Origin of the sequence: Acinetobacter sp. 5862, assembly GCF_024494585.1 — a bacterium.
Lineage (GTDB): Bacteria > Pseudomonadota > Gammaproteobacteria > Pseudomonadales > Moraxellaceae > Acinetobacter.
The window spans coordinates 41,751-57,815 of the sequence record NZ_JANHGP010000026.1 but is presented as its reverse complement, the minus strand read 5'-3'; the positions used below and the strand labels follow the sequence as shown (position 1 = coordinate 57,815).

At 40.2% G+C, this 16,065-nt stretch carries 11 protein-coding genes and 1 pseudogene; 3 read left to right on the top strand and 9 right to left on the bottom strand.

The features are described 5' to 3' along the window. From NO346_RS05100 to gspE, 3 genes and pseudogenes are all read right to left on the bottom strand, one after another. The coding region (locus tag NO346_RS05100; protein ID WP_256414469.1) for an IS701-like element ISAba11 family transposase at positions 1-954 on the bottom strand (954 nt) is incomplete at its 3' end. A 58-nt stretch (positions 955-1,012) separates the two neighbouring features. After that, positions 1,013-1,528: pseudogene (locus NO346_RS05095) on the bottom strand (IS1 family transposase); the annotation flags it as partial. A gap of 116 nt (positions 1,529-1,644) precedes the next feature. Further along, positions 1,645-3,135, bottom strand: a complete 1,491-nt coding sequence (gene gspE, locus NO346_RS05090) for a type II secretion system ATPase GspE (protein WP_256414468.1) — start codon at positions 3,133-3,135, stop codon at positions 1,645-1,647. Between the two features lie 93 nt (positions 3,136-3,228). Between gspE and NO346_RS05085 the strand changes: the two genes are divergently transcribed. Both NO346_RS05085 and NO346_RS05080 read left to right on the top strand, forming a co-directional pair. Next, a complete protein-coding gene (locus NO346_RS05085) occupies positions 3,229-4,050 on the top strand; it encodes a hypothetical protein (protein WP_256414467.1) in 822 nt (273 codons plus the stop codon). A 9-nt stretch (positions 4,051-4,059) separates the two neighbouring features. Continuing rightward, positions 4,060-4,977 (top strand): mechanosensitive ion channel family protein, encoded by a 918-nt coding sequence (locus tag NO346_RS05080; RefSeq protein WP_256414466.1) that lies wholly within the window; start codon positions 4,060-4,062, stop codon positions 4,975-4,977. Here NO346_RS05080 and NO346_RS05075 read toward each other — a convergent pair whose 3' ends face one another. Next, the gene (locus NO346_RS05075) at positions 4,978-7,854 is read right to left on the bottom strand and encodes a DUF2339 domain-containing protein (protein WP_256414465.1); all 2,877 of its coding nucleotides are present in this window, start codon (positions 7,852-7,854) and stop codon (positions 4,978-4,980) included. It abuts the gene before it with no gap. Positions 7,855-8,043: 189 nt separating this feature from the next. On the opposite strand from NO346_RS05075, the gene polA reads away from it, so the two are divergent. After that, complete coding sequence (gene polA / locus NO346_RS05070) at positions 8,044-10,809, top strand: DNA polymerase I (protein ID WP_256414464.1); 2,766 nt, start codon at positions 8,044-8,046, stop codon at positions 10,807-10,809. 60 nt (positions 10,810-10,869) lie between these two features. On the opposite strand, the gene NO346_RS05065 is transcribed toward polA, so the two are convergent. Genes NO346_RS05065 through ppx form a run of 5 tightly spaced genes read right to left on the bottom strand, consistent with a single transcriptional unit; the run spans position 10,870 to position 16,005 of the window. Then, positions 10,870-11,439, bottom strand: a complete 570-nt coding sequence (locus tag NO346_RS05065; RefSeq protein WP_005164419.1) for a YggT family protein — start codon at positions 11,437-11,439, stop codon at positions 10,870-10,872. Positions 11,440-11,455: 16 nt separating this feature from the next. Next, positions 11,456-12,295 carry a pyrroline-5-carboxylate reductase gene (proC, locus tag NO346_RS05060; RefSeq protein ID WP_005164417.1) on the bottom strand — a complete coding sequence of 280 codons (840 nt, stop codon included), beginning with the start codon at positions 12,293-12,295 and terminating at the stop codon, positions 11,456-11,458. Positions 12,296-12,298: 3 nt separating this feature from the next. Then, complete coding sequence (gene tilS, locus NO346_RS05055; RefSeq protein WP_256414462.1) at positions 12,299-13,690, bottom strand: tRNA lysidine(34) synthetase TilS; 1,392 nt, start codon at positions 13,688-13,690, stop codon at positions 12,299-12,301. Further along, complete coding sequence (locus tag NO346_RS05050) at positions 13,627-14,451, bottom strand: acetyl-CoA carboxylase carboxyltransferase subunit alpha (RefSeq protein WP_256414461.1); 825 nt, start codon at positions 14,449-14,451, stop codon at positions 13,627-13,629. The genes tilS and NO346_RS05050 overlap by 64 nt, the downstream gene beginning before the upstream one ends. A 33-nt stretch (positions 14,452-14,484) precedes the next feature. Continuing rightward, positions 14,485-16,005 carry an exopolyphosphatase gene (gene ppx / locus NO346_RS05045; protein WP_087545629.1) on the bottom strand — a complete coding sequence of 507 codons (1,521 nt, stop codon included), beginning with the start codon at positions 16,003-16,005 and terminating at the stop codon, positions 14,485-14,487. Between the last annotated feature and the right edge of the window lie 60 nt (positions 16,006-16,065).

Here is a 16,065-nt window from a genome sequence, read left to right as displayed (position 1 = left end):
TCTAAATAATTTCTTCTGCCAACGATATACATTTTCAAAGATCCGCTCAAACTGGTTCTTTTGTATCTCGACGTAGGCCATCAAGGCTGCAAAAATATGATTCAAAATCAGTTTAGATCGTCTTACTTGAAACTTTTCAATATGACAAACCTGTTTAATCACTCGGTGATATTGCTCTATTTTCCAATGACTTGAATGTAATTCATGAAAACCCTCAAAGGACAATAAATCATCTTCATCTTGATGCACAATATAAAACCTCTGCTGTTCTTTTAACTGAGTCTTAAATAATTGTACAAAGCCAAAATCTTTGAGCCAGACCACTTGACCCTGATGAAAATCTGGCAATAAACGCAGTTGAAACCATTGTCCTTTTTCTGGGGAAACCTTACGGTTACAGTCGATACCAAACATAAATCGAATACCATATTTTCTTATGGTTTTTAGATTTCCAGTCGATGAATACCAACTATCACCTGTAATAAATTGAATCTTTGCACCCCAACTGAGTACTTCACTTAACATATCCATAAAGTAATCATTCTTGGTTTTACTTTCAGATTTGTCATAAATTCGGAAATTAATTGGAATATTTTGACCATTTTGATCTGTCGCATACAAGGTAATGAGATTAATACCCTTGACGGATCGGTGGTGTTTGCCTGACCAAAAATAGCTAACTAAGTCCATATGCTGACTATACGGTTTATCTAAAACAGTATCATCAATACTGACTATAAGTTTATTATTATCAATATGTTGAATTGCTTCTTGATATAGGTCGTGAGGTGTGTAGTCTTCACGCTCTAGAAAGCGATTTACACTATCATGCGAGATGTTATAAGTCTCGGCAAGTTGTGTGCAGCTAATAGAGTTCGGTTCTGTCATGAGAAAGCCCATATAAATGGGTAGAGTACAAGTTGCCGTAGAAGCATGTTTAATTCGTCTGATCACAGATACTTTATAAAGCATTTTAATACTTTTTTGAATCTGTCAATGCGTAAGTCCTAGTAGTTATGAAACTGTCCCAATGATCACTTGCAATTCGGGTGTAGTGAATACCTAATTGTTTAAGCTTTGTCTTCAATCGTTGAACTGTAGCTAAGTCTCTTTTACCCCAAACATAAGCAACAATCTCACCTGTTTCTCGATGGTCGGCGTAAATAAGCCATTGTTTATTATTTTTATTTCCCACAAAAGTCCAAAACTCATCAACTTCAAGAGACTCATAATGACTTTGTTTAGGCTGAATTTGGTAGGTCGATTCGGTTAAAGTACGTAAAACTTTACCGATACTGATTCGCTCAACTTCAGCGATATCTCGTATACCACTACCTCTGACCATCAACTGTAATATTTTTCGAGTAATGCCTGAATTACATCCTAGATAGCTCAGAGCATGGTCACCAATAAACTGACGTTTACAGTCTTTGCACTGATAGTTTTGTTTCCCATCTACTTTGATGCCATTTTTCTTTATACTGTCACCGAGGCAGGTTGGACATTTGATTTCTAGAGTTATTCGCATTTCTCTATTTTATCAAAATTCAACCTGCTTTGTTTCAGCATACTTTTTGAAACACCACCAAAAAAATAAATTGGTCAGCATTTGCTGACCAATTTAAATTATCTTAATTTATAAAATTAGACTTCTTCACTCTGGTTGGTCACCCGCAATACTTCTTCCAGTGTGGTTTTACCAGCTAACACTTTCAATAAACCATCATCACGAATTGAGCCTGCGTAACGGCGTGCATGGTTTTCCAGTTCATATTCAGCAGCATTACCATGAATCAGACGGCGTAATGGTTCATCGACAGGGACAATTTCATAAATTGCAGTTCTGCCACTAAAGCCGACATGAGAGCATTGCTCACAACCATGCGGTTCAGGCAACTGCATATATTCATCAACTTTGAGATGTTGGAACACTTGTCGCTCAAAATCATCTGCTTTTCGCCAAGTCACGCAATGTGGACACAAGGTACGAACAAGACGTTGTGCAATGACACCTATCAAAGAACTTGCCAACAAGAATGGTTCGATCCCCATATCTTTTAAACGTGTTACCGCACCAATTGCTGTATTGGTATGCAGCGTTGATAAGACTAAGTGCCCTGTTAAAGATGCTTGTACCGCAATTTCAGCAGTTTCAAGATCACGAATCTCCCCCACCATCACCACATCTGGATCTTGGCGTAGCATCGCTTTTAATGCACGTGCAAAGGTCATATCGACTTTAGTATTGACCTGGGTTTGACCAATCCCTTCCAATTGATATTCAATCGGATCTTCGGCAGTCAAAATATTACGTGTATTGTCATTAAGATCAGACAATGCAGCATATAAAGTTGTGGTTTTACCCGAACCTGTAGGACCTGTAACTAAAATAATGCCATGTGGTCGATGTACCAATTGCGTTAAACGTTCATAGTCATTTTTCATTAAACCAAGATGAGTCATATTTAAACGCCCAGCTTGCTTGTCTAGTAAACGCATTACCACTCGTTCACCATGCGAAGACGGTAAAGTCGATACACGCACATCCACTTCACGTCCCGCTAAACGTAATGAAATACGCCCATCTTGTGGAACACGCTTTTCAGTAATATCCAGTTTCGCCATGACTTTAATACGTGATACCAATAATGGCGCAAGCTCACGGCGTGGCTGTACAATTTCACGCAGTTGACCATCGACACGTAAACGTACCGAAAGTTTTTTCTCAAACGCTTCAATATGAATATCAGATGCGCTGACACGAATCGCTTCAGACAATAAGGCATTAATTAAGCGAACAATTGGCGCATCATCCTCTTGATCCATCAAGTCTTCAGCTTCAGGCACTTGGTCTGCCAAACTTAATAAATCTGGATGATCTTCTAGACCCGCAGCCACTTGTTGTGACTCACCTGTATCCCCTGCATAACTCGAACTCAATAGAGCATGGAACTCTTGATCAGTACATAATTGATCGTGAGCCGATTTACCCAAAATTCGACGTGCTTCCTGCAAAGCAATACGCGCGGTGTCCTTCCGTCGCACAATAAAAATTTGATCACCTTCATAACGTAATAAAACGCCATGTCGTTTAGCAAAACTATAAGGAATTTGTATTTGTTTAAGTATTTGCATCACACAAATAATGATAAAAGAAAACAGTGAGTGTACTCTAAGCAGATTACAGCGTGAAGTCTGTTTAGCATACTCACACAGGAATTTTGCATCTTGTCTCAAAATAATCAATATCAAGCTCCACATGCCAACGAATTGAAATGGTGGGGCGAACAACAATTTGAAATTCAACAAGCCAAAGCTTGGCAATTTGGTTCATTATTATTTCGTCTGACACGTGGCATTAAAGAATGGCGCTTGGAATATCATCGCCCTCAATCTCAACATGATTACGAACAGCAATGGCATGTCTTGAATGACACGATTTTTGCAATGCCACAACCTGCAAAGATCGAACGTTATATGTTCCATAACACCCATAGTACTTTTCACTTAATGCCCCGTTTAGCAGATCGCTCTGTGGTGATTAAACCCGTTGATCCGATTTATATTCCTGCTGGACAACGTGGAACTTTATATATTAGTACACCACTATGGATTGCAGGTTTAGTGGATGGACTCAATGAACCTCTATTTGATATTCCTGTGATCCAACCGAAAGACACATGGTTCGGTAAAGATCCTCAGCACGGAGAGATTTGTTACGCGACCTCTGTAGATGGCCGCACAGATTTAAATCTATTAAAACCACGTGCTTTTCGCGCAGTCACTCCAATTGAATTCCACAATACTAGCCAACACCAATTACGCTTTGATCGTATGAATGTTCCTGTTCCTGCTCTCCCCCTTTTCTATAGTGAAAGTACAGGTCGTTTATGGACTTCCCAAATCAAAGTCTATTATGAAGGTACGGATCATCCAGCACGTATTCGGATTGAGAATAAAACCCCAACTCAAGCGGGTGAGGTTATCTATGTACATCCTCCTCGTGCGCCTGGAAGTACATTATTCAATATGTTTGATTCATTTTTTTAAGAGGTTGCTATGCCTGATTCGAATATTCCAAAGGATGTTGCTAGCAGTCTCGCCAGTATTTTCACCAATATTAACTTCGAACGTTTAAGCGAAATCGTTGTTGCGATTATTTTAGCGTTTATTGGTTTTGTAATCGCAAGACTAGTATCGAATGCCTTCATCCGTACAATTGGAAATCGTTTTAATGCCCATCAACGCTTACTATGGCGTCGAGGGATTTTTTATTTTATTTTCCTGTTATTTATTATGACCAGCTTAAGAGAAGCTGGATTTAAACTCAGCGTGTTCTTGGGTGCGGCAGGGATTCTGACCGTTGCTTTAGGTTTTGCATCACAGACATCAGCAACCAACTTGATCAGTGGTTTATTTTTGATCGGCGAAGGTTCATTTGAAGTTGGTGATACGATTCAGATTACCTTAATTCGCGGACAAACTATTGAAGGACAAGTCATTTCAATTGACCTCCTCTCAGTTAAATTGCTGACACTAGATAATGTGTATATTCGCCTACCAAACGAACAATTGATTCGAACACCCGTCATGAATTTATCAAAATATCCAATACGGCGTATTCCAATTACATTGGCGATCAATTTCCATGAAGACATTATCAAAGTACGACAAGTACTTTTAGATGTTGCCGCTAAATATCCTTTGGTCATGGATGATCCGAAAGCAACCGTTACTGTAACAGCATTTAGGGAGTCATCGATTGAACTTCTCTTTGCGGTATGGTGTAGACAGGAAAATGCATTGAAAGTTCGCGATGAAATGCAAGAACGTGTACGCAATGGTTTCTTAGAAAATCAAATTGAGATTCCTGTACCTAAAATGGGCTTGATTGACCGACCTATCCCACTTGATGATGATGAGCTTGATCAATATGCCCATCAGAAAGAACTTAAAAAAGAGCAGAAAGAGAGTTGATTAACCCTCTTTCTGATTTTCCTCAAGCGCAGGTGGTAGCGGTGCAAGATAGGCAATCACCAGCATGACCGCACCCGAACCAATAAATGAGATCACGCGTGTCAATGTACCGCTTTGCGATAAGTCCAGCAGTAATAATTTAGCCACCACAATACCCAACAACGCAGCACCCACAAACCAGATTTGGCGGATATGACGGCGACTGGAAAAAGTCATCAGGATAAATGCCAGAATCACCCATAATAAAGTCAGGCTGAGTTGCACATCACCATTTGACCAAATGTCCAATCCCCACAATGGCGTACCCAGATAATGATGCATGGCACGAACCACCACGCTGCTCAACACCAATAAACCAATTAAAATGGTGGTAACTTTAAAGCCCCATTCTACGGATTGCTCAACGCTAAAATCGTGATGATAAATAATCCAGATCATCCCCATAAACATCAGCAAGGATAGAATATCCGTGAAGTTCAGCAACGGTAAAAAATAATATTGCTCAGCAGAATAGGCATCCAGACTGACCAGCACTAGCCACAACAGGGTCAGGCACCAGACGGGAAGCTGATGCAGTAACTGTGTCCTATTCGTTTGAAATAACCAAATACCGTAGATGATAGGAGCGATGGCAAGTGCAAGGATTGGCATCACAGGGAAAATAGCTAAACCAACACTTGCCAGACTCAACCAAAGCAAGGTAGACCAAATCGCCAGATATGCTTTTGAAGAAGTGAATTTTAAGGTCATCAGCATGATCGCCAATACAACCGAAGCTACGGCAAAGCTGAACTGGCTTAAACCATTCGGCCAATGCCAGACAGAGTACACATTTGCAGCGAAGCTTTCCCCATAGAGCAACAATAACAGGCCACCCAATAGAATCAGTTGCACATTTCCCCACTGTAATTGTGATTTTAAATGAACAGCAAGGCTAAACCCAGCCATCAACACTACCGCAATCGCTAAATAAGAACTCAGTCCATATTGCCGCCACTGCATCAACTCAACGCCAGCGACTGCACCTGCATACATCCCCAATGCTAAAAAAATTCCACTGAGCATTCGAGCACTAAAGTATTTTTCAACTTGTTGATAATTTAATAAATAGTAAGCTGAAATAAACTGAGCGATTGCATAGATGACTGTACTGAGTATCGGAAAGTGGTCATTTGACCAAACTTGGAAAATGAGTGCTACTGAACTTAACAGCACCAATACAACACCCATATAACGACTTAAACGATAACGTTCAGTTACTCCCCAGACAATTAATGCTGTACCTTGAATCACCCAACCCGTTGAAGTCCAATGTGCCCCTTTAGCCAATGGAAAAATTAATGCAGTAAAAACCACTGCAAGAATAAAGAAACTTTTTGCCAAGATAGATAATTGTGGATGCCGACGTTTAATCCATAGATTTAATGCGATATACACAATGGCTAATGCAACAGCTCCCCATGTTAATGCTTGAGTCGAGTTATGCATTAAATATGCATGCAGGGAAAAACCAAGTACAGGAACACTAAAAATAAGCCCAACATCTAAGATAGGCTGTAGACGTTGACGACTTTGAGGAATTGTCTGATCGATGCTTGTATCTTGAGTTTGTGTCCGTAACATTAGTTGGCTATAGCGAATGCTTAACCAAATAAATAAAGCAATATGCAGCCATAAGATCATATCCAAGGTGTCAAACTGATATGTTTTTGCATAGATTCCAATCGTTGCGCCACCAATAAACATGGTGGCAAAAAATGCGATTTGATGCAAAATTTTCCATGGCTGAATAAAATTAACGGCAGCAACAGCTAAATTAATTACAAAGTAATAGCCAAATAAGAAAATCACGTCAGGATGATTTTGTGGAATCACCAGTGGTGCAAGATATGCCATGCTCAAAGCTAACATCGCTAAATACAAGGCTTGCTGTTTTAAACTAAGATAGACCGTCGCTAATAATAGAATTACAAATAAAATACTCGCTGTACTTAAGCTAGCAATCACGGCGAAATGATGCGAGAAAATCAAGGTCAAAAAAACGACTGCTAAACCCACGCCTTGTAAAGCTACAGCAAATAATTGGTTTTTCTTTTGTAGTAAATAACCTGCAATGGTCGTGATAACACCAGCAACAGCAATAAAACTCAGTTTTACCCCCAAGCTCAATTGCCAATGCTCGCTAGCAAAGCGTAACAGTAACACCACGCCAACCATTAATATTGCAACTGCAACGCGTAAAATTGGATTGCCATGCATCATCCAATCAAGTGCAGGTTGCCACCATGATACTGTTTGAGTTGTTGCTTGATGCTCAAAATCAACAGCTGACTGACTATTTTGATTTGGTATCGCCTGATAATCAGCTTTCATCCACGCAGGATGTTGTTCAAAAACTGGTGTCTGAGTTTCTGTCTTCTTGGCTTCATCAAGATACCGTTCAATATTTTGGGCGTTGATCTTTTGCTGAGCTAAAGCCTCAATGTCAGTCTCTACATTTGCATATTGTTCTAAATGAGTCAGTCGAGTTTGAAATGCACTGATCGTTTGGATTAAACATAGCATTAATACCAATAATGCACCGCCAGCTAACCACATCCACGTATTGGCGTAAGCAAAAAGTGCCACGAGTGCCGCAGCATAAATAATAATTTTTTGCCCATTTATATTCGCTGATTGTGCAAAAAAACTTGGCGCGGCCTGCTCTAGCTGGCGTAAGCGCTGATGAATTTCTGAAATAACGTGCACAATAACAACAGTTAATCCAATTGTTGCAGCAATAATCGCTCGATGCCATTGAAATGCAATTGCGCAAGCAAGCAGCACAGTCAAAGCAACTAAAACGATAATAATTCCCTGTTTATTTTTTTTATACATAGACTTAGATCAATTATGACAGCTTCATTTAAGTTATCTTACTTGATCACTTGATAAGCAGCCATTTTTACATACAAAATACTGCAATTATTTAACGCGACACAGTTTGCCACTGCTCTACAAGACAACAAGGACAGCCACTACTTTTTCACGTAAAATGGCATTTAGTTCATAATAAGGATTTGCATAATGCCACCTTTTGTCTTGGTTGACGGGTCTTATTTTTTATTTCGTGCTTTTCACGCTTTACCGCCATTAACAACCTCTACAGGTTTACACACCAACGCAATCCGTGGCGCAATTTCAGCAATTCAAAAGTTAATGCGTCGTACTCAGCCTACTCATATGGCTGTGATTTTTGATACACCAGAACCAACTTTCCGCCACAAATTATCACCCATTTATAAAGGTGATCGCCCAAGCATGCCTGAGGAATTATCTCAACAAATTCCCTATCTACATGCATTAATCAAAGCTCAAGGAATTCCTCTGTATAGCCTGCCAGGTGCGGAAGCTGATGATATTATTGGCACACTCACTAAACGTGCATTGGCTGAAGGTCACCATGTCTTGATCTCAACAGGTGACAAAGACATGGCACAATTGGTTAATGAACACGTTAAACTCGAAGATAGTTTTAAAGAACGTGTGTTAGATGAAGCTGGGGTACTAGAAAAATTTGGGGTACATCCAAATCAAATTATTGATTATCTCACCCTGATGGGAGATGCTTCTGACGGTATTATGGGAGTGCCAGGTGTCGGCGCAAAAACTGCCGCAAAACTACTGACTGAATATGGTTCATTAAATAATATTATTGCCAATGTTGATCAACTGAAAGGCAAAATCAGCCAAAATATTAAAGACAATTTAGAGAATATTAAGATTGACCATCAACTGGCCAGTATTGTCTGTGATCTAGATTTAGCTTTAGATTGGCATGATTTAAAACTAAGCAATCCAAATGTAGATCAATTACGTGACCTCTATACAGAACTAGAATTCCGTAACCAATTACAATCTTTAGACCATCCCAACAATCCAAATAATTCAGCTTACCAACAAACATCTCAAAGTATTGTCAAAGCCGAACAGAAAGTTGAGCAGGTGGTCACTGAGGATCATGCCAACCTTTCCAGTCAAGATGATCAACTTGGAACTGCAACCTATCACACTGTATTAACCCAAGATGCTTGGGATGCTTTATTTCAACGTATGCAGCATGCTGATCATTTTGCAATTGATACTGAAACTACAAATCTAGATTATCGTGTTGCTGAGTTAGTCGGCTTCTCAATCGCATTCAATGCTCATGATGCTTACTATGTACCTGTTGCACATGACTATGAAGGCGCGCCTGTTCAACTCAACCGTGAAACATTATTAGCTCAGATCAAACCAATTTTAGAAAATGAGCAAATCAAGAAAATTGGTCATCACTTAAAATATGATGCGCATATTTTTGCTAATCACGGTATCACGATTCAAGGCTGGTATTTCGATACTATGCTTGCCTCGTATGTACTCAATGCAGCGGCAACCCGTCATGGGATGGATGATGTAGCACGTGTTTATCTGAGCCATTTGACCACCACTTTTGAACAAATCGCAGGTAAAGGCGTAAAGCAAAAAACCTTTAATCAGATTGAATTAGAAATAGCGGCACATTATGCTGCTGAAGATGCACATGTCACTTATCGTCTTTATGAAGTATTAAAAGCAAAACTTCAAAGCCATCCTGAGCTTGTTCATATTCTACATAACATTGAAATGCCTGTAGCACGTGTGCTTACAGGTATGGAAGAAGATGGAATTAAACTGGATCATCAATTTTTGGATCAACTCAGTGTTGAGTTCTCTGAAACGATTCAAACTTTAGAAAACCAAGCAACTGAATTAGCAGGTGAAGCCTTTAATATCGCATCACCTAAACAAGTGGGTGAAGTCCTATTTGATAAGCTTGGACTGAAAGGTGGTAAGAAAACTGCCACGGGTCAATACAGCACCAGTGAAAGTATTTTAGAGAAAATCGAACATCCTTTAGCTGAAGTTATTTTAGAACATCGTGGATTAGCAAAACTTAAAAACACCTATACTGATCGCTTGATCGAGCAATCACATGATGCAACGCATCGTGTACATACCAGTTATCACCAAGCACTCACGGCAACTGGGCGTTTATCTTCCACTGATCCAAATTTGCAAAATATTCCAATTCGTACACCAATTGGTCGTCAGATTCGTAAAGCCTTTATTGCACCTGAAGGTCGTGTATTACTCGCAGCCGATTATTCGCAAATTGAACTGCGTTTGATGGCACATTTTTCGCAAGATGATGCGTTAGTCCATGCTTTCCAACAAGGTCAAGATGTACACCGTCGTACAGCATCAGAAGTCTTGGGAATTGCGATTGAAGATGTCACTCATGATCAACGTCGACAAGCTAAAGCCGTTAACTTTGGTCTACTCTATGGAATGTCTGAGTTTGGGCTTACTCGTCAACTGGGCTTTACACGCGAAGAATCTCGTAGCTATATTGCACGCTATTTCCAACGCTATCCGGGCGTACTCGACTATATGGAACGTACCCGTCAGATTGCACGTGAACAAGGCTTTGTTGAAACTATTTTAGGTCGTCGTCTGTATACACCCGACATTATGGCAACCAATAAAATGATTAAGCAGGCAGCCGAACGCGCAGCAATCAATGCACCATTGCAAGGAAGTGCTGCTGATATCATTAAACTTGCCATGATTGCAGTTGATAGAGTCCTGCCAAAAGATCAGGCTAAGCTGTTATTACAAGTTCACGATGAATTGGTCTTTGAAGCAGATGTCGCTATTGCAGATGAACTTTCAAAACAAATTGCTGAAGTGATGCAGTCTGTATTAGAAATTTCAGTGCCATTTGTGGTTGAAGTTGGACAAGGTCTTAACTGGGATGCTGCTCACTAAAATAATGTAAATAAAAAAGGGACTGTATCAACTACAGTCCCTTTTTTATTTTGAAGCAGATTAAAGACCTGTTAAAAGAACTTTAGCCGCTTCATTCATTAAGATCTCAGCAATATATAAAGCTAAGAAAGCCAAAATTGGAGATAAATCAATCATCCCCATATTCGGTAACAGACGACGAAATGGTGCAAGTAGAGGTTCTGCAAGCTCCTGAATCACTTCAATATAAGGTGACCGTGACTGCGTAAACATCACCACCCAACTCAAAATGATGGTTGCAAAAATCAAATAACGACAGAAACGAATTAAATCTTGGATCATCGTCACAAATGTCGTGATCACAAGATACACCGCACTATGTGGCATTTGTCCTGACAAATACATCAACCCAAAAATTTTCAGTAAGTACAATACCACCAACAAAGCAACTGCGGCTAAATTGACACGCCCCTTACCTAAAGTGGGAAAAATACGGCTAAAAACATCCACAATCTTGGTCGCTTTCACGGTTGAAAGGACCACTGGATTGTATGGACTGACTGCCGCTAATTGCATTAAAAAACGGAAAAAGATCAATAAAATTGCAACATTGATCAAAACACCAAAAATTAGCGCAGAACTTGCACCCATAATTGTCTTATCCTACTTAAACCGATTTAGTCTTGTCACTCAACTCTTGTGCAAGCTCTTGGCTACGCTTCTGAGCTGCTGCAAGCGCTGCTTGAATATTTTGTGAAATCTGCGCACGATCAAACACTTCTAAAGCTGCTTGTGTTGTACCATTTGGAGACGTCACATTTTTACGTAATTCTGTTGGAGAATTTGAGCTAGTAATCGCCATTTGTGCCGCACCCAACGCTGTTTGCAGGGTCAATGCCGTCGCGACTTTCTCATCTAAGCCCAAGTTTTTACCTGCACGAATCATACTTTCCATCAAGTAAAAGAAATAGGCTGGACCAGAACCAGAGACTGCTGTTACTGCATCAATTTGCGCTTCATTGTCTACCCAAATGGTTAAACCTGTCGCAGCCAAAATTTGACTGGTTAATTCACGATCTTGGGCATTTACTGCTTCAGATGCATAAATACCATGTGCACCCGTTTGTACCAATGCTGGCGTGTTCGGCATGACACGAACAATACGCTGACTACCGCCAATTAAATCTGAAATCGTTTGAATTTCGGCACCCGCAATAATTGAGATCACGAGTTTATCTGACAATAAACCTTTTAATGGTTGTAATACCGTTGCCAAAACTTGGGGTTTAACCGCTAATACCACAACGTCCGCATTTTTAATTGCGTCCACATTATCTGTTGTGGTTTGAATATTTTTTTCTTCTAAGATGTGACGAATTTGTTCAACTGGATCAGAAACGGTAATGCGGGTCGTCGGTAAACCACGAGAAAGTAGCCCACCAATCAAGGCTTGCGCCATGTTACCACCACCAATAAAACAAATATTTTGATTCAATGTTGTCGCCATGTCCTACTCATCATATGAAAAAGACTGCTGAAAAAAGTCATTGCAGTCAGAAATTAAACTTGGTTGCCAACCGCCCTGCTCTAAATAATCAGATTGCGCCAACCAAAAACCCTTTGGGCTAAAAACCCCAAGCATAACATTATCTACGACCAATATTTGAATTGTATGACGTAACCAAGGCAAAATCTGTGCATCTTGAATGGCTTTTTTCAGTGGCCAATGTCCAACGCGACCATAGAGATGAATTTTTTCCCCCCCTAGGCGTTTCAGTAGCTTTAACTCTCGCCCTAAAAGCTGGGATGAAAATCCAATCGCTTGAGATTCGATTTTAAACGTTCCAGCCGCAACTTTGATCGTTTCACCCATCTCATATCGCTCTAATAATGTAGGCAGAATGGTAGATTGTTTTTCTGCATATAATTGGTTGTGAGTTAAACGATATAATTTTTTCTGATAGCGAACAAAATAGTGTTGATTGATATGTAAAATTGCCTGAGCATCTGGCTTTGCTAGAATAACCTCTTGTTGTAAGCGTTGTACCATATCGTAGCTTGGACGATATTGATCTTTACCTTTTACCCAAGCGGACAGTAATTGACGTTGTCGTGCATCCGATAATTCCAACAAACAAGTTAAATCCATCTCATTCTCAGTTGCACATAATTTCCAATCACTTTGCAGCACATCATCTAAAATTTCTGCAGCATCTTGCATCAGATAACTCGTTCGTGACACAGCTGACTGCATTTTAGGGAAGCGATTTTCTAATACAGGCCATAACTCTTCTCGACACCATGCCCGATCATAGTGCGTATCGTGATTGGTGAGATCAGTCACATAATCAAAACCCAGTTGCTGTGACCATTGCTCAATTTGCTCACGACTCAGATCTAAAAATGGTCGCCAAATGGTCATCTCTTGCCGAACATCAATTTGCTGCATCGCTGCCAAACCATTGACACCTGCACCAGAAAATAATCGTAATAACAGCGTTTCCGCTTGATCTTGCTGATGATGCCCAAGTACTAAAATGTCATTCTCAGTTAAATGTCTACAATAAGCTTGATAGCGCGCATCTCGTGCTTGTTGCTCTAGATTACCTGACCCGACTGAGACTTTTTGCAAAGCACAAGGAATCTTTAGCGCATCAGCGTGTTTTTGTACTAAATTGCCCCATTCTTCACTCATCGATTGAAGTTGATGATCAATATATATCGCGCGGGTTCGGGTGGGGAAAAGTTCAGACATCAGATACAGCAACAGCATGGAATCCATGCCGCCGCTGCACCCAATTAAGAATTGAGTTTGTTCAGAAAAATGCTGAGTTTGTGCTAAGACACGATGCCTAAATTGCTGCTGCCAAACTTCATTAAACGTTGATAACGTGCATCGCATCGTTCTTGTGCATCCATCGGTTGCAATTCATTTAAGGCTTGTTTTAACACATCTTTCAAATCATGCATGACTTTTTCAGGTTGTAAGTGAGCACCCTCACCCTCATCCACCACATACTCAACAATACCTAAAGCTTTCAGCTTGTCGGCAGTTAATGCGAGCGCTTCACTGGCTTGTGCAGCTTTGTCCGCTGTTTTCCATAAAATCGAAGCACAGCCTTCAGGTGAAATGACTGAGTAAATACTATGCGATAGCATAATCACGCGGTCAGCGACACCAATACCAAGTGCCCCGCCAGAACCGCCTTCACCAAGTACAGTCGCAATCACAGGTACTTTTAAACTAGAAAGCTGCGCTAAACTTGTTGCAATCGCTTCTGCTTGACCACGCTCTTCAGCACCTACACCAGGATACGCTCCCATGGTATCGACAAAAGTAAATACTGGAAGATTAAAACGTTCAGCCATATCAAGTAAACGCTGTGATTTACGATAACCTTCTGGATTACACATACCGAAGTTATGTTGTAATTTTTCACGCGTACTGCGACCACGATGTTGACCAACCACCATCACTGGCTGCCCATCGAAACGAGCTAAACCGCCAATCATAGCACCATCGTCACCATATAAACGGTCACCATGAAGAGCATCAAATTCAGTAAAGATTTCACTGACATAATCTAGAAATTGCGGACGTTCAGGATGTCGTGCAATTTGAACCGTAGCCCAAGCCTTGGACTGAGTCGCTTTATTTTTCATAAGTCGTAGATAATCCCTAACAAGGATATATTGTTAATCAACAAAATTGTCTGACTGAATATTTAACTCAATGTCCCAATTCTTAAACTGCACTTGCTCATCATGCAAATCAGCAACCAATAAAGGCCATTGTTTAGCATCGCCAGAAACGCTGAGTTGCCATTGTTGACCATTTACAACACTCAGTTCAATGGCAGGAAGCATCTGATCACTACGACTATGGTTCAGCAAAACAGCGAGACGAAGCAACAAGCAGAGATACAATAAATGACTACCACCAACTTTTAGAACGTCATTTTTTGCATCAGCCCGTAACTTACGACGATGATGTGAAACTAAATGAGATAGATGATTTTGATCAATTTGTGAAAAACCGGGAATATCGGAGTGCTGTAATAAATATGCACCATGACGATGGTAGCCACCATGGCTAATTGCTAAACCGATTTCATGCAAATAAGCTGCACGACGCAGTAAGTCACTGTCTTCAGTCGTTAAATTTAAAGCATCCGCGACGCCATCAAATAACTGTTGTGCTGTATTTACGACACGTTCCGCTTGCTTTGGGTCTGCATTATAACGTCCCATTAAGGCTTGCACACTTCGGTCACGTATATCTTCATGTTTGAAGCGACCAAGTAAGTCATACATCACGCCTTCACGTAAAGCACCATCAGAATATGCCAATTTATCAAGCTCTAAAACTTCAAAAATGGCATATAAAATCGCAAGACCTGCTGGCAAAACTGCTCGTCGATCTTCACGTAGACCTTCAAAATCAATTTCAGAAATATGTTTAAATTTGAGCAAACGATCTTTTAACTTATATAAGCCTTCGCGAGTTAAATTTTCTTGTTCATCGCTCAAACCAAGATTTACAGTAATTTGACGACAAGCTTTGATTGTTCCACTTGAGCCAACAACAGTATCCCAACCTTCTGCTTTATAGGTATTTGCAATCGCAGAGAGTTCTTTACGCGCTGCGACAACAGCTTTATCAAAAGCCTTGCTTGAAATCTCACCATCAGCAAAATAAGCTTTACTGTAAGCGACACAACCCATTTGCAACGATTCAGTGTGTAGCGGTTCAAACTCTTCGCCAATGATGAACTCTGTTGAACCACCACCAATATCAATCACTAAACGTCGACCACCATTGGCCATCGTGTGTGAAACGCCTAAATAAATCAGACGTGCTTCTTCACGTCCAGCAATAATCTCAATGGGTTTTGGTAAAATTTCAGCTGCTTTTTGAATAAATTCATGACCATTTTTTGCTTGTCTTAAAGCATTTGTCGCCACAATTCTTAACCGATTTGCTTGAACAGAGCTTAAACGACCTACAAAACGAGCCAAACACGCAAGTCCACGCTGTTGCGCAGCTTCAGTTAAATTTTTATTTTCATCCAGCCCAGCTGCTAATTGTACTTTTTCTGACATTGAAGCAACTTTTTTCACTTCACCGTGATCAACACGAGCAATCGCCAAGTGGAAACTATTCGACCCCATATCAATTGCAGCAAGTAATTCTTCATCAATCAGAAAATCAGACATTATTTATATAAACCTATGCTCAATTCACGCATTAGAGTAATTCACACGCCAATAATTTTA